15 protein-coding genes, 1 tRNA gene and 1 rRNA gene are annotated in these 14,759 nt (G+C 27.2%); 5 read left to right on the plus strand and 12 right to left on the minus strand.

Going from position 1 to position 14,759, the window contains the following annotated elements:
• Window positions 1-396 precede the first annotated feature (396 nt).
• Window positions 397-642 carry an AbrB/MazE/SpoVT family DNA-binding domain-containing protein gene (locus tag RYM86_RS10445; RefSeq protein ID WP_003369321.1) on the plus strand — a complete coding sequence of 82 codons (246 nt, stop codon included), beginning with the start codon at window positions 397-399 and terminating at the stop codon, window positions 640-642.
• A gap of 59 nt (window positions 643-701) precedes the next feature.
• Here the strand turns inward: RYM86_RS10445 and rsmI are convergent, their stop codons facing one another.
• The 3 genes from rsmI to RYM86_RS10460 all read right to left on the minus strand — a co-directional run bounded on the left by rsmI (window position 702) and on the right by RYM86_RS10460 (window position 3,815).
• Entirely contained in the window at window positions 702-1,547 is an 846-nt protein-coding gene (gene rsmI, locus RYM86_RS10450) for a 16S rRNA (cytidine(1402)-2'-O)-methyltransferase (protein ID WP_315080278.1), read from the minus strand.
• A 1-nt stretch (window position 1,548) separates the two neighbouring features.
• Window positions 1,549-2,301: a tRNA1(Val) (adenine(37)-N6)-methyltransferase gene (locus tag RYM86_RS10455; RefSeq protein ID WP_315080279.1), complete on the minus strand. Its 753-nt coding sequence runs from the start codon at window positions 2,299-2,301 to the stop codon at window positions 1,549-1,551.
• Between the two features lie 239 nt (window positions 2,302-2,540).
• Window positions 2,541-3,815 carry an NlpC/P60 family protein gene (locus RYM86_RS10460; RefSeq protein ID WP_315080280.1) on the minus strand — a complete coding sequence of 425 codons (1,275 nt, stop codon included), beginning with the start codon at window positions 3,813-3,815 and terminating at the stop codon, window positions 2,541-2,543.
• 440 nt (window positions 3,816-4,255) lie between these two features.
• Between RYM86_RS10460 and RYM86_RS10465 the strand changes: the two genes are divergently transcribed.
• On the plus strand, window positions 4,256-4,900 hold the full coding sequence (locus RYM86_RS10465; protein ID WP_315080282.1) for an HAD family phosphatase: 645 nt from the start codon (window positions 4,256-4,258) through the stop codon (window positions 4,898-4,900).
• Between the two features lie 139 nt (window positions 4,901-5,039).
• Here RYM86_RS10465 and RYM86_RS10470 read toward each other — a convergent pair whose 3' ends face one another.
• Entirely contained in the window at window positions 5,040-5,783 is a 744-nt protein-coding gene (locus RYM86_RS10470; protein ID WP_315080284.1) for a peptidylprolyl isomerase, read from the minus strand.
• Window positions 5,784-5,913: 130 nt separating this feature from the next.
• On the opposite strand from RYM86_RS10470, the gene RYM86_RS10475 reads away from it, so the two are divergent.
• Window positions 5,914-6,591 carry a uracil-DNA glycosylase gene (locus RYM86_RS10475; protein ID WP_315080286.1) on the plus strand — a complete coding sequence of 226 codons (678 nt, stop codon included), beginning with the start codon at window positions 5,914-5,916 and terminating at the stop codon, window positions 6,589-6,591.
• A 250-nt stretch (window positions 6,592-6,841) separates the two neighbouring features.
• Here RYM86_RS10475 and RYM86_RS10480 read toward each other — a convergent pair whose 3' ends face one another.
• On the minus strand, window positions 6,842-7,039 hold the full coding sequence (locus RYM86_RS10480; RefSeq protein WP_315080289.1) for a hypothetical protein: 198 nt from the start codon (window positions 7,037-7,039) through the stop codon (window positions 6,842-6,844).
• 385 nt (window positions 7,040-7,424) lie between these two features.
• On the opposite strand from RYM86_RS10480, the gene RYM86_RS10485 reads away from it, so the two are divergent.
• Window positions 7,425-7,844, plus strand: coding sequence for a DUF3785 family protein (locus RYM86_RS10485; RefSeq protein ID WP_315080290.1), 420 nt, complete (start codon window positions 7,425-7,427; stop codon window positions 7,842-7,844).
• 243 nt (window positions 7,845-8,087) lie between these two features.
• On the opposite strand, the gene RYM86_RS10490 is transcribed toward RYM86_RS10485, so the two are convergent.
• The 5 genes from RYM86_RS10490 to RYM86_RS10510 all read right to left on the minus strand — a co-directional run bounded on the left by RYM86_RS10490 (window position 8,088) and on the right by RYM86_RS10510 (window position 10,921).
• Window positions 8,088-8,163 (minus strand) — tRNA-Phe (locus tag RYM86_RS10490).
• Between the two features lie 6 nt (window positions 8,164-8,169).
• Window positions 8,170-8,286, minus strand: a 5S ribosomal RNA gene (rrf, locus tag RYM86_RS10495).
• A gap of 234 nt (window positions 8,287-8,520) precedes the next feature.
• The gene (locus tag RYM86_RS10500; protein ID WP_315080293.1) at window positions 8,521-9,012 is read right to left on the minus strand and encodes a MogA/MoaB family molybdenum cofactor biosynthesis protein; all 492 of its coding nucleotides are present in this window, start codon (window positions 9,010-9,012) and stop codon (window positions 8,521-8,523) included.
• A gap of 488 nt (window positions 9,013-9,500) precedes the next feature.
• Window positions 9,501-9,956 (minus strand): GyrI-like domain-containing protein, encoded by a 456-nt coding sequence (locus tag RYM86_RS10505; protein ID WP_315080295.1) that lies wholly within the window; start codon window positions 9,954-9,956, stop codon window positions 9,501-9,503.
• A 68-nt stretch (window positions 9,957-10,024) separates the two neighbouring features.
• A complete protein-coding gene (locus RYM86_RS10510) occupies window positions 10,025-10,921 on the minus strand; it encodes a YafY family protein (RefSeq protein WP_315080297.1) in 897 nt (298 codons plus the stop codon).
• A gap of 148 nt (window positions 10,922-11,069) precedes the next feature.
• Here RYM86_RS10510 and RYM86_RS10515 point away from each other — a divergent pair, with 148 nt between their 5' ends.
• Window positions 11,070-11,801 carry an NAD-dependent protein deacylase gene (locus RYM86_RS10515; RefSeq protein ID WP_315080299.1) on the plus strand — a complete coding sequence of 244 codons (732 nt, stop codon included), beginning with the start codon at window positions 11,070-11,072 and terminating at the stop codon, window positions 11,799-11,801.
• 344 nt (window positions 11,802-12,145) lie between these two features.
• On the opposite strand, the gene RYM86_RS10520 is transcribed toward RYM86_RS10515, so the two are convergent.
• Together RYM86_RS10520 and lpdA are read right to left on the minus strand one after the other, a co-directional pair.
• On the minus strand, window positions 12,146-13,063 hold the full coding sequence (locus tag RYM86_RS10520; RefSeq protein WP_315080302.1) for a lipoate--protein ligase: 918 nt from the start codon (window positions 13,061-13,063) through the stop codon (window positions 12,146-12,148).
• The gene (gene lpdA / locus RYM86_RS10525) at window positions 13,056-14,747 is read right to left on the minus strand and encodes a dihydrolipoyl dehydrogenase (protein ID WP_315080304.1); all 1,692 of its coding nucleotides are present in this window, start codon (window positions 14,745-14,747) and stop codon (window positions 13,056-13,058) included. The genes RYM86_RS10520 and lpdA overlap by 8 nt, the downstream gene beginning before the upstream one ends.
• Between the last annotated feature and the right edge of the window lie 12 nt (window positions 14,748-14,759).

Here is a 14,759-nt window from a genome sequence, read left to right on the forward strand (position 1 = left end):
TGTATCTTTAAGACAATATATATTAATTTTTTATGTATTTTTAAAGTTTTTATGTTTTTTTGATATTTATATGACAATTTGGTAATTATCCATATTTTCTAATTATTACTAATTATTTTTAATTTGTTTTATTTTAATATAGGCTTATCCCATTTAACCTCAGTAGTAATGCAATTCACTCTATTAAAATTACCTTATATTACATAGCAAAAAATTCTAAAAATCCTATTGACATTTCTAAAATATGGTAGTATATTTTATATATAATGTTTATTAAAGTTGAAATTTGTAACTTATTATACAAAAAACATAAAATATCTATTGACTTTATATTACATACTTGGTAATATGTCAGAGTAGAATGTCGAACATTGTAAATTAGGAGGAATTTTTATTATGAAATCAACAGGTGTAGTTAGAAGAGTAGACGAATTAGGTAGAATCGTTATTCCAATAGAATTAAGAAGAACTTTAGATATTGCTGAAAAAGATGCTTTAGAAATTTATGTAGACGGTGAACAAATAATCCTTAAGAAATATGAACCAGCTTGTATCTTCTGTGGAGATGCAAGAGACGTTATAAACTATAAAGGAAAAAATGTTTGTACTAATTGTTTAGATGAAATCAAAAACAATAGATAATACCTAATAATACTTATATAAAATAAATAGCCCCTCTAAATTTAGAGGGGCTATTTATTTTATATATCAATTGAAAACTTATAAACTTCACTTTTGGGTATACCCCTGTCTTTAGCAACAGCTTTAATAGCTTCTTTCTTACTTATACCTTCATCTATATATTTCATTATGTGATCTTGAATTGACAAATCAATCCATTCACTTTCTCTTTCTTGTTTTATTTCTTCAAGTCTTTTACCTTCAAGTACAAGTACAAACTCACCTCTAGGTTTATTCTCTGTGAAATAATTAATGGATTCTTCAATAGTACCTCTGAATATTTGTTCATATAGTTTTGTCAGCTCTCTACAAACTGCAATTTGTCTATTTCCAAACGAATTATATAAAAAAGATAATGTATCAAGCAATCTATGTGGTGCTTCATAGAATATTAAAGTTTCTTGGCTTTGAAGTAATTCTTCCTTTATTATATTTCTATCTTTGTTTTCTCTAGGTAAAAAACCTCTAAAAATAAATTTTGTTGTATCTAATCCTGAGTATACCAAAGCTGTTGTTATAGCTGTTGCACCTGGTAAAACATTAAATGCAATTCCTTCTTCTATACATCTTTTAACTATAACACTTCCCGGATCAGATATACCAGGAGTTCCTGCATCAGATACCAATGCTATGCTTTGCCCATTTAAAAGTCTATCAATAATTTCATTGCTCTTATCTTTCTCATTAAATTTATGATAACTTATTAATGTTTTCTTTATGTCAAAATGATTTAATAATTTTAAAGTCTGTCTAGTGTCTTCTGCTGCTATAATATCTGCTTCATTTAGTACTTCCAATGCTCTTAATGTTATATCTTTTAAATTACCTATTGGGGTTGGTACTAAATATAACTTTCCTACTTCCATTTTATATCCTCCCATATATTTTATCTATTTGCTTTGTATAAGATCCATCCTCATTGTGAACATATAAAGGAATATCCCATTTCAAATATGAACCACCGTCTCTTTGTCCTTCTACTAATACTATATTTGCTGCCTTACCAGGCTTAGGATATACCATTTTAACTCTTTTAGGCTCTATTTTATATTTTCTCATTAAAGTAAATATATCTGCTAATCTCTCTGGTCTATGTACTATAAACATTCTGCCATTATCTTTTAGTAATACTTTAGATGCATAAATCACATCTTCCAGATTACATAAAACTTCATGCCTTGCAATAGCAAGTTTATCACTAGGATTCATAATTCCTGCATTGTTCAACTTGTATGGTGGGTTTACAGTAACTACATCAAACTTATCCATTTTCTTTAAATACTCTATATTTTTTAAATCTTCTTTTATAAATGTAATCTTATCTTCTAATGCATTTAATTTTACACTTTTCTCTGCCATATTAACCATTTCTTTTTGTATCTCTAGTCCATAAATCTCTCTTGGGCTATACTTTCCATACAACAAAAATGGTATTATTCCTGTACCCGTACATAAATCAATAACTCTATGTTTATTCTTAACATTTGCAAAATCAGATAATATTACAGCATCTACACCAAATTTAAATCCATTAACCTTTTGTATTAATTGTAGACCTTTTAATTGTAGATCATCTATAACTTCATCTGTATCTAAATTAATTAAATTATTTTCAAGCATAGTTATCTTCCTTTATCCATATATTCTAAATAATTATAACTTATACATATATTCTAAACAACTTAATATGATTTTAGTATTTTATTCTCTAGTTGTGTTTTAGCAAAGTGTCTATATATAATTAAGTCTTGTAAATATAATTTCATATATTGTACTTAACTTCAAATAGAACTAAATTTTATATACAACAAAATAAGACTAGACAATTACATATCTAGCCTTATTTTAAATATTATATATTATAAAATTCTTCTAGCCGCATAGAATTTATATACTGATGATACTTTTACAACGTCTCCTGTTTGTGGTGCATGAATCATGCTACCTCCACCAACATATATACCAACGTGACCTGCATGAGTAAATACTAAATCACCTGGTTGTAATTGACTTTGTGATACAGGTACTCCTACCCCTATTTGTGAGTAAGTAGTTCTTGTTATATCAACGCCAGCTGCTTTTCTATATACATATTGAGTAAATCCTGAACAGTCAAAGTTGCTTGGGCCTGTTGCTCCATATACGTAAGCTTTTCCTAAATGATTGTATGCTTCATTTAATATAGCTTGAGCATTACCTGCTGATGGAACAGTAACATTTGTAGAACCTGAGTTTCCTCTATTTGGAGTGTTAGCTGAAGCTGCTGCTGATGCCGCTGCTGCTTTTTTCGCTTCCTCTTCTTGTTCTTTTTGTGATACTGCACTCTTTGCACTTTCAATCTTTGCGTTTACTTCTTCTATTACTATTGGACTTTTAAGTTGGTTATCTCTTATATTTCTTAATTGAGAAATTGCTGATTTTAAATCACTAAGAGAACTGCTTGAGCTGTTTATTACATCAATTTGTGATTTAACAACATCTCTTTCCATTTGTGATAAGTATTCTTCATCAAATTTTTTCTTTTCATCGTTTGTCTTTTCAACTAATATTTCTTGATCTTTCTTCTTAGCATCTAATTCTGATAAACTTACTTGAACTTCTGCATTAAGCTTGTCTATTTCTTTCTTTTTATCTTCTAAAGAAGTTATCTTTTCATTTAATGAATCTCTTTTTTCAGTTATTTCTTTTATAGCTTTTTTATCTCTACCTAAAATTCTACCTAATGATTCTGCTCTTGTAAAAAAGTCACTAGTAGATTCTGATTCAAATAAGAAGTTTAAATAACTAAATTCCATATCTCCTGACATGTATATAGCTTTAAGTCTTTCGCCTAATGCTAAATCTAAGCTAGTAATTTCTTCTTTACATTGTTCTATGTCCTTAGTTGTATTATCAATTTGTGTATTGATATTCTTAACTTCCTTTTTATTGTTAGAGACAGTTTGCTCTAACGGCTCTATTTGAGCAGATAAATCATAAATTTTATCTTGAATTTCATTTATATTACGTTCTATTTCAGCATATTTTTGTCTTGTTTCACTTAATTCTTGATTTCCAGGCGTAGCAAAAGCTGGCGCTGAAGACCCTGCAATAATCATAATAGCTAACATTGTAGCTAAAATCTTTTTCCTCATCCAATGCCGGTTCGTTTTGAACCTTCCCTCCTTCATATTAACAAAATGCGTTTACATATCTAAAATTATATCACTTTACATATATATGGACAACTTTTCTACACCATTAATTCTAAGCGTTATCTTATATTCTTTTTAAAATAGTCCATAATACCCTATTTTTCTAAACGATGCTACATAAAATCCATTGATAATAGGGAGTTTTAATATATTGGGTCATATATTTAGAAACATAAATTCCAAAACATGAATATAATTCCTGCAAAAGTTTACATTATATTATTATAGTAACATATAAATGAATAAAATTGAATTCTTGACATAATTTTTTTTTGATAATATAATTATGTCCATCTGCACTATTTAATACAATATAAAAAAACTTAAGGCATTACCTTAAGTTTTTTTTATAACTTTTTATAAGATGAAGGAGTGACTTAATGTTAAATAATATAGAAGCGGCAATATTTGATTTAGATGGAACTTTAGTAGACTCAATGATGATTTGGCAACAAATAGATATAGATTATCTTAAAGAAAAAGGACATGAACTACCTAAAGGTTTGAAAAATGATATAATTCATTTAAGTTTTAAACAAACGGCCGCTTATTTTAAAAACAGATTTAATATAGAAGATTCTATTGAAACAATATTAAAGCATTGGCATGATATGGCCTTTGAATATTATTCAAACAAAGTAAAACTAAAAGATGGAGTGATAGAATTTTTAAATAAACTAAAATCTAAAAATATAAAAATTGGACTAGCTACAAGTAATTCTAATGAATTATTAGAAGTTTGTTTGAAATCAAATAATATCTATGATTACTTTGATTCAATAACTACTACAGGCGAAACTGAAAAAGGTAAAGATTCTCCTGATGTATATTTACTTGCTGCTAAAAGATTAGATACTACCCCTGATAAATGTGTAGTATTTGAAGATATCTTACCTGCTATAAAGTCAGCAAAGGTAGCTGGAATGAAAGTTATTGCAGTAAAAGATGAATTTAGCATAGATTCTAAAGAAGATATCATAAAGGCTTCTGATAAATACATAACTTCATTTTTTGAATTAATATAAAGTAAATGTGTGTACGTTCACTTTTTTATTTAGTTCAAAGTAGATAGATGAGAGTTCAGCATTACAGAAATTTTATATATAAGAAAAGTGGTTTTACAATAAAACCACTTTTTTCTATTACTAATTATAAGTAATATTACTATTTTCTTTCAACACCATATTTATCTGATAATTGTTTTATCATTTCTAAATATTTGTTTTGTTGTCTTTCATTTATAAGTTGTCTTAATACTGCATCCTTAACTTGATCAAATGGTACAGTTGTGCTTTCAGTTTTGTCTTCTACTAATATTAAGTGATAACCAAATTGAGTCTTAACTGGTTCACTAACTTTTCCAACTTCTGATTCAAAAGCAACTTTTTCAAATTCTGGAACCATAGCACCTTTTCCAAAGTTTCCTAAACTTCCGCCTTGTTCTTTAGATGGACAAGTTGAATATTTTTTAGCAGCTTCTTCAAATGCTAATCCATTTGCTATTTCTTCTTTTATAGAAGTAGCTTCTTCTTCAGTCTTAACTAAAATATGTTTTGCTGAAACTGTTGGTGGATTTACAAACATATTTGCATTATCATCATAATACTTTTTAACATCTTCATCAGTAACTGTAACATCAGCTAATACTTTGTTAATTGCTAATTGAGTTAATGCCTCTTTTGCTAATCCTTCAACTAAATTTTTATATTCTTCAGTCTCATCTATTTTTAACTCTTTACCAAAGTTACGCATTAATTCAAAAGCTACTACTTGTTCTAATAATGCTTCTCTTCCTTGTTCTCCTTGGAACATAGCTCTTCTTTCTTGTGGATATCTATTTAGTACTGCATCTAAGTCTTTATCTTTGATTTCGTTTCCGGCAACAATTGCCAATACCTTATTTTCCATGTTAATTCTCCTTTTTAACTAATTTTTTATATACCTCTATATTTTAACAATATATATCTCTACTAACAATAAAAAAAGAAAATTTATTATTATTATTTATAAAAATGGTATACTAATTATGGGTGATTTTATGAATAACATATTAAAAAATGATTGGAATAATTACATAGGTAATGAATTTGAAAAAGATTATTATCTCAAATTAAGAAAAAATTTAGCACAAGAGTATAAAACAAAAACAATATACCCTGATATGCATAATATTTTTAATGCTCTTCATTACACAGCTTTTGATGATGTTAAAGTAGTTATATTAGGGCAAGATCCTTATCATGGTCCAAACCAAGCTCATGGACTAAGTTTCTCGGTAAATCCAGGAGTTAGAATTCCTCCATCACTTTTAAATATATATAAAGAATTAAAAGATGATATTGGATGTTATATACCTAATAATGGTTATCTAAAGAAATGGGCTGATCAAGGTGTTCTATTATTAAATACAGTACTTACTGTAAGAGCTGGCGAAGCTAATTCACATAAAAATATAGGCTGGCAAATATTCACTGATAATATAATAAAGGTATTAAATACTAGAGAGAAACCCATTGTATTTATACTTTGGGGAAATAATGCAATAAGAAAAGAAGAACTTATAACAAATCCCAAACACCATATAATAAAATCAGTGCATCCTAGTCCTCTTTCTGCATCTAGAGGTTTTTTTGGTAGTAAGCCATTTTCAAAAACTAATGAATTTTTGAAAAATGACAATGAAACTTCTATAGATTGGCAAATAGAAAATCTTTAAGTTTTATTAAAAGTGGATATTTATAGTTCATAGTATAATCAAAGTTTACAGACTTTTAAAAGATCAATTAAGAAATTTAATGATTTTTACTATTTACTATTCTAATATCCACTTTTAAAATTAGAATTTATATAATATTGACTCTTACCAATTTTCAGTTAATGCTATGTTTTAGTAGAATCTTAATAAATTTATACATGTTTAAATTATGTTTTGATACGCATTAATAATACATTTCTTTTATACTTTATTACATATGATTTTCTTTATACTCTTCTATTTTAGAATAGATTAATGAGCCTATTATTCCTAATACTCCTCCTGCTGCAAAGAAAAATACTGCATTATCAAAAATTGTACCAATAATAGTTCCAACTCCAACTCCAATTGCAATTCCTTTGGCTAAATTTTCATATTCCTTATCAGTTAACATAATCTTTTCTAACATTAAACTCATCTCCAATCTAAAATATTTTTATTTTATAATGTTCTATAATACTAATTTTATATTAGTACTCTTAAAAGTTTATTAATTCAACATTAAGGATTTCTTATTATTATTCTATATCACTATAAATTGTTATTTGTTACATATGTGTGTCCTAATTCTTACAAAATAGTTTCATTTTATATTATTTATTATCAAACTATGTTTTGGCAGAGTATTAATATATTTCCAAACAAATCTGCATAAAATAATTATAATTTCACTTTATCTATTACATATATCGATACATATTTAACACATACTATATTACAAATATATTGTTATGTACATTAAAATTATATGATATTATATAATTATTATTAATTTAGTTAAGGAGAGAAATTTTATGGAATATAAGTTTGCATATGATGATAAAGAATATGTATTAAATAAAGAAAATTGTGATGGTATATTTTTAGATTCTGATAATGAAGTTGAGGAAATTGAAGGCTTATCATTAGATATAGTTTTAAATGCTTTATGTGAAGGAGATAATGTTAATTTTTCAAAAGAATTTTATGGTGATAAATGTTACTGTGATTCTCAAGAAAAGTTAAATAAATCTTATGCTTATTTAGAATATCATTTTTATATTTATACAAAAGAAAATAAGTATATAATAAATACACTTTGTAATGAATATGAAAATACATCTTACAATAAGCTTGCTAGAGCTGGAAAAATAGATAATAGCTATATTGTTAGCATGGTAATTTGTCCTTGTTGTGGTAATTACACAATAGAAATTGAGCAATGTACAGTTTAATATTTTTATGAGTATAGAGTAGTGTTAAAACATCTATACTCATTTTTTATTTAAAAATATCCAAACTATAAAAATTTATGTGCAATGGTAACATTTGAAGGACCCTATTCTAATCTTTCATGTGCCTATGGAAAATAATTACTGAAATATATTTTCCAATTTATAAAATTTAAATCATAGAATAACATTAGCTTACAATAATTTAAAAAATAAAAAAAACACTAACAAATGTTAGTGTTTTTTTGGTGGCTCGAACTGGAATCGAACCAGTGACACGAGGATTTTCAGTCCTCTGCTCTACCGACTGAGCTATCGAGCCATGCTTACCTGGCAACGTCTTACTCTCCCACACAGTCTCCCGTGCAGTACCATCAGCGCTGTAGACCTTAACTTTCCTGTTCGGAATGGAGAGGAGTGTTACCTCTACGCCGTCATCACCAGATCACAAGTAGTATTATATCTAGGTATTGCTATTATGTCAACTACTTTTTAAAAAGTTTTTTATTTTTTTGTTTTTTTATTTATATTCCGACTAATTATATCCTTGTTTAGCACCTAATATTACTAGTGTTAACAGCATTTTTAATATAATGTATAAAAGCATTATATTTTTTCAATCAAAACCTTATAACTAAAAAATATAGCTTAATTATAATAAATTTTATTATTATATTTTCTACTTTCTTGCACATTCTTTTGATTTTTCCAGTAAAATATCTATTCCATGCTTTATATCATTTAATACAAAACCCAATGCTTCTTTGCATGCTTTTGGACTTCCTGGCAAATTAACTATTAATGTTCTTCCTCTAATTCCAGAAATAGCTCTTGATAACATTGCTCTTTTAGTTATTTGAAGACTATAATATCTTATTGCTTCACATATCCCTGGCGCTTCTCTTTCAATAACTATCTTAGTTGCTTCTGGAGTTATGTCTCTTGGAGAAAATCCAGTGCCCCCTGTACTTAAAATAAGATTAACATTAAGTTCATCACTCATATACATAAATTCTTTTGACAGCATATCCTTATCATCAGGAAGAATTATTTGCCTTACAACTTCAAAATCATTACTTTCCACTATTTCCTTTATTACCGCTCCACTTTTATCTTCTCTTTCGCCTGCATATCCTTTATCACTACTTGTAATAATTCCAACTGTATACATTAATCCAAACCTCCCAAATATCTATTACTAAAAGAGTTTAGTAACATCCTCCATATTTTAACTAAGTAACTATTATAAAAATTATATCATAATAAAATACAAAATTACTAAATATTTAATTATAGGTTTTATAGAATTCTTCGTTATAAATTTTTTTCCAAAAGTATGTATATATTTTTACTATATTTAAAAATTATTTTAATGAATGGCTCCGTTTTAAATGTGTGTTGATATATGCTATAGGTTAAGTGGCATTGTAATTGGACTTTTAGAACTCTTAATAAGTATTGTCACATTTACTGCTTGTCTCAATTTTATATTGGGAGCAAGCTAAAATGGGACTATACTCATTTTAGTGTTGTTAAGTGAGAGTCGGAATTTTATATTTCGCTCCTCGAACTTACTCAGCGACTATCAGAAGTCGAGTTTCCTTTTTACATTCCGTCCACTTTGCTTATGCATATATCAACACACTGCTAAAATATAGCCTAATCAATAGATATATAAATATGGATTTCTGCATTTTCCATATCACAATTTTGATATTCCTCAAAATCACATTTATAATTTCTATTTAACTTCATATTCCATAACTCTTGCCAAAAATTATTAACTACTTGTTGCATTTGTCCACGAACAATAAATTTAGCATATTTTCCAGCTGGAATAACTTTTACTATAGTGTCTTCGCTAATATCTTCAATTTCATTAACTTCACACCCTGCCGTAACACTATACTCGCTATTAACATCACTTTCATAATCAGAGTAAATACCTATTGCTTTATCATTTGCTTTATTTTTAATAGTATTATATACTCCACCTTCATAAAGATTTTGCCACAATGATCCTATTATCTTTATCATATTCTCATCGCAATTTTTAGTTCTGGCAGTTACCCCTACTACTTTCTTTTCTTTTAAATTTACAACTTCATAATTCATAATTTGATTACCTCTCTTTCTTTGATAATCAAATATTAACAAACATAACATGACATCTATGTGTCATATTATAAATATTTTTTTATAATTTCTTCTACTTTTTTCTTAAACTCTTCTCTCATATTTAATGGTTCAAGTATCTCAATACTATCACCAAAGCTGAGAAAATAGTTATATATCCACTTAGTTTTTGGAACATTGGCTATAATATTAAACTCATCATTTTCTAAAGTAATTTTCCCATTTTTAAATTCATCATAAACTCTTGAAGCCATGGAAATATTTACTTTAAGCTTTACTTCAATTAATTCTTCCTTTAGTGACATATCATAATTAATATTTAATGGTGTTGTGTTTACAAAGGTATCTTTTAAAGTCTCTATTTTTTCTATTCTTGTTAATTTAAAAAATCGCATATCTTTTCTTTTTCTACAATATCCATATATATACCAATTATATCCTTTGAATATCAATTTATATGGTTCTACAATACGCTCTGATCTCTCACCTTTATTGCTAAAATAAGAAATATATACTGCCTTTGAATTAATAATACTATCTTTGATAATTTCAAAATTTTCTTTATCCTCTTCACTTTGCTCCCAACCTGAAAAGTCAATTTCAATCCAATCAATTGCATTCTTCCTAAATAAACTTCTTAGTTTTAAAAAGGAATCATCTACATTTATATGTCCTGTAGCATTTACACTTTGCAATGCCATAAGTACTTGCTTCTGCTCACTATCAGACAATATAGTTTTATCTATAGAATAATTATCTAAAATAGAAAGTCCTCCACCTTTCCCCTGAGCTGAACAAACTGGTATATCATTTGTAGATAATATCTCAATATCTCTGTATATAGTTCTAACAGATACATTAAATTGTTCTGCTAATTCTGCAGCAGTAACACTCTTTTTACTAACTAATATATTTACAATAGAAAATAATCTATCTATTTTCATTTAACATCTCCAATATCTTCTTTATGTTTTATACAAATTATACCATTCAAATTCATAATGTTATACATACTATTTATCTATATTACTTTAATTTTTATTGTGAATTGTGTAATAATAAAAATAACAAATATAGTTTGGAGATGTTTTTATGAGTATAGAAAAATTATCAGAGATTTTAAAAAATAGTAATAACATAGTCTTCTTTGGTGGTGCTGGAATGTCCACAGAATCTGGAATACCTGATTTTAGAAGTGCTAATGGTTTATTTAATAAAAAACTCAATGTAACTTTTACCCCTGAACAATTAGTATCTCATAGCTTTTATATTAGACATCCTGAAGAATTTTTTAACTTCTATAAAGCTAAGCTTATATATCCAGATGCTAAACCAAATAGCGGACATATAGCTTTAGCTAAACTTGAAGAAATGGGTAAACTTAAAGCTATTGTTACTCAAAACATAGATGGACTTCATCAATCAGCTGGTTCAAAAAACGTTTTTGAGCTTCATGGATCTGTTCATAGAAATTATTGTACTAATTGTAATGCATTTTATGATTCAGACTTTATATTAGAATCAAAAGGAGTACCTACTTGTACAAAGTGTGGAGGAACTGTTAAACCAGATGTTGTTCTTTATGAGGAAGGATTAGATGATTATACTATAACTGGTGCAATTAAAGCAATATCTAAGGCTGATACCTTAATTATAGGAGGGACTTCATTAGTTGTTTATCCAGCAGCTGGATTAATTGATTATTTTAGAGGTAAAAACCTTGTACTTATAAATAAAAGTGCTACTTCAGCTGATTCCAAGGCTAACCTAGTTATTAATGATTCTGTTGGAAAAGTTTTAAGTGAAGCAGTTAATAATTTATAAACAAAAAAATAACCAAGGCGACTGTGAATCCGTTGATTTTTTTAGCCATGCACCCTTTTCAAACTCAGTGCAGAAATAATGGTGCGGCATATGATTACTTTTTATTCTTTAGAAGTATTAATTGTACCTTTAAAATACAACACTCTAGATGTTACCCACAGATTCTTTAGTAACATAAATTGCTAAAGAATAAAATAAGTCTGATCATTATCATATGTATTTTAACTACATATAATAGTGACCAGACTATTTTTTAACATATTTTCATAATTTAAAATCTATTTTTCTTTCAAACCATAAAATTAATTTCATTTATTAGTTATTTGTATATATGAATTATATATTCACATGTAACTTTCAATGATTTTAATTATTACTTTTTCATTAAACTCAATCCCTTTTAGGCATTTTTGAATTTTATTTAAATCTACTAACATAAGTGAATCAGTGAATATCTTACAATCTTCTATCATTCCATTCACAACATCTAAATTAATTTCAACATTTCCAATAGGAAGTTTTTTTTCTAAAGTTATATTGTAATTAGGACTCTCTCCAAAATTCCACTTACTATCATTATATTTTTGAAAATAACTTGGACTGTAATCTTTTTTGCTATATTCTTTAATGTTTACAAATTCTCCATATACATTTAAAAATCCATTGATTAAAGCTTCTTTAACACTATTCGAATCAATCGTTTCATCTAAATCCTTAAGATTAACAACTCTACTTCTAACAGACTTTATTCCTTTAGATTGTAATTTTAATTTAGATGGATTTAATGATTTAGAAAGTTCATTTAAATTTATATCGATCATTATAGTTCCATGATGAAAATAGTTTCCATCTTCTGAATAAAATGCATGACCAGAGAATTTCTTCTTATCTATAAGTAAATCATTTCTTCCTGATACTTCTGCAACCAATCCTAATTTTTTAATTCCATCTATTATTACTTTAAGCTGCTTTTCTAAATCCACATCTACCTCTTTAGTTAAAAAAGTAAAATTAAGATTGCCAAGATCATGAAAAACTGTTCCTCCACCAGATATTCTTCTAACTAATGTAATATTATTTTCTTTCATATAATCTAAATTACATTCAGAATATGGGTTTTGATTTCTACCTATAACTACCGTTCTATCATTTTGCCAAAGATATAATATATTTTCATTATCTTTCAAATTTCTAAGCAGTTCTTCTTCTAAAGCTAAGTTATAAGCTGGATCTACTTCTTTTGAAATGATAACTTTATTCATGATTGTGTATAGCTCCTATAGATAATCCTAAGACACTTTCATGTATTACTTCACCTGTAGTTGGATGTGCAAATATAGTTTCACAAATTTTCTCTTCACTAATATTATTTTTAATCATTAAAGTTAATGTGCTAATTAATGAAGATGCATCTACTCCAATAATAGATGCTCCAACTATTTTATTATTATTAATATCTTTAATTATTTTTATAAATCCTTTTTCTTCACCCATAGTTAAAGCCTTACCATTAGCTGAATAAGGGAATTTACTTATCTTAATATCTAGTCCATCTTTTAAGCACTTATCTTCATTCATTCCAACTGATGCTATTTCTGGCACTGTGAAAATTACATTTGGTACATGATCATAGCTTATTTCTTTATTTTGGCCTAATATATTATCAATAGCTATCATTCCTTGATGTGAAGCAACATGAGCTAATTGCATTATATTATTAACATCTCCTATAGCATAAATGCCTTGAACATTTGTTTCTAAATTAGAATTAACTTTAATTCCTCTTCCATTATCATTTAATTCAAGGTTTATATTTTCAATATTTAATCCATCAATATTAGGCTCTCTTCCTATTGCTACAAGTACATTTTCTGATACTAATAATTTTTCTTCTCCATCCTTTTCAAAAGATACAATAGCATCACCATTTTCAGATTTCTTGATTTCTGTAACTTTTGAGCTAGTATAAATATTAATTCCTTTATCAGTTGCAATACATTTTATTTCTTCAGAAATATCTTTATCCATCATTAGCAATAATCTATCTGCATATTCAACTACATTTACCTTTACTCCAAAGTTAGAATAAATAAATGCAAATTCCATACCTATAACTCCACCACCAATTATTGTTATAGACTCAGGTAATTTTTCATTGCTTAATGCAGTAGTACTATTTAAAACAAATGGCATATCAATTCCTTTAATATTAATCTTTGAAATTTTAGATCCAGTTGCTATAATTATATCTTTAGAATCTACTGTATACTCATCTTTACCCTTTTTTACAATAACATTTTTATTATCTAAAAATGAAGCTTCTCCTTTTATAACCCTTACGCCATTTGCTTCTAGGAGATACTCTATTCCATTAACAAGTCTTCCCTTAATATCATCTTTTCTTTTTACTACTTTTTTCATATCAAGCTGCGCATTATCAATAGTAAATCCAAACTCCTCGCTATTTAATGCACTATGAAATACCTCAGATGATTTTACAAATGCTTTTGTTGGAATACATCCTACATTTAAACAAGTACCACCAAGATTTTCTTTTTCAATAATAATAGCATCTAATCCTTTTTTAGCTGCATAGATTCCTGCAACATATCCTCCTGGACCTCCCCCTATTATTGTTAAATCTGCTGTAACGTTTTCTTTTTTTCCCTTAAGCATAGAGCCAAAATAATCAACCTTATTGTTACCACTTATATTTTCTCCAGTTACTAGAAGTAATATATGCCCAATCTTAACATCGTCACCTTCAGATACTTTTATTTCATCTATTTTGAAATCAAAACTTGCTTTAAAAGGTGTATTGCCTTTGCTTGTTTCTAATTGCATCAATACCTGACCTTTTTTTACTTTATCTCCTTCAGCCACACTAATTTTTCCAACCTTAGCAGACTTATTATGACCAGATAATCTTTCTAATTTTATATCCATATTAAATTCTCC

Source organism: uncultured Clostridium sp. (assembly GCF_963527835.1).
Classification (GTDB): domain Bacteria; phylum Bacillota; class Clostridia; order Clostridiales; family Clostridiaceae; genus Clostridium.

Coding starts and splice junctions, on each gene's coding strand:
- RYM86_RS10445 (WP_003369321.1), top strand. CDS start 397: ATGAAATCAACAGGTGTAGTTAGAAGAGTAGACGAATTAGGTAGAATC.
- rsmI (WP_315080278.1), bottom strand. CDS start 1,547: ATGGAAGTAGGAAAGTTATATTTAGTACCAACCCCAATAGGTAATTTA.
- RYM86_RS10455 (WP_315080279.1), bottom strand. CDS start 2,301: ATGCTTGAAAATAATTTAATTAATTTAGATACAGATGAAGTTATAGAT.
- RYM86_RS10460 (WP_315080280.1), bottom strand. CDS start 3,815: ATGAGGAAAAAGATTTTAGCTACAATGTTAGCTATTATGATTATTGCA.
- RYM86_RS10465 (WP_315080282.1), top strand. CDS start 4,256: ATGTTAAATAATATAGAAGCGGCAATATTTGATTTAGATGGAACTTTA.
- RYM86_RS10470 (WP_315080284.1), bottom strand. CDS start 5,783: ATGGAAAATAAGGTATTGGCAATTGTTGCCGGAAACGAAATCAAAGAT.
- RYM86_RS10475 (WP_315080286.1), top strand. CDS start 5,914: ATGAATAACATATTAAAAAATGATTGGAATAATTACATAGGTAATGAA.
- RYM86_RS10480 (WP_315080289.1), bottom strand. CDS start 7,039: ATGTTAGAAAAGATTATGTTAACTGATAAGGAATATGAAAATTTAGCC.
- RYM86_RS10485 (WP_315080290.1), top strand. CDS start 7,425: ATGGAATATAAGTTTGCATATGATGATAAAGAATATGTATTAAATAAA.
- RYM86_RS10500 (WP_315080293.1), bottom strand. CDS start 9,012: ATGTATACAGTTGGAATTATTACAAGTAGTGATAAAGGATATGCAGGC.
- RYM86_RS10505 (WP_315080295.1), bottom strand. CDS start 9,956: ATGAATTATGAAGTTGTAAATTTAAAAGAAAAGAAAGTAGTAGGGGTA.
- RYM86_RS10510 (WP_315080297.1), bottom strand. CDS start 10,921: ATGAAAATAGATAGATTATTTTCTATTGTAAATATATTAGTTAGTAAA.
- RYM86_RS10515 (WP_315080299.1), top strand. CDS start 11,070: ATGAGTATAGAAAAATTATCAGAGATTTTAAAAAATAGTAATAACATA.
- RYM86_RS10520 (WP_315080302.1), bottom strand. CDS start 13,063: ATGAATAAAGTTATCATTTCAAAAGAAGTAGATCCAGCTTATAACTTA.
- lpdA (WP_315080304.1), bottom strand. CDS start 14,747: ATGGATATAAAATTAGAAAGATTATCTGGTCATAATAAGTCTGCTAAG.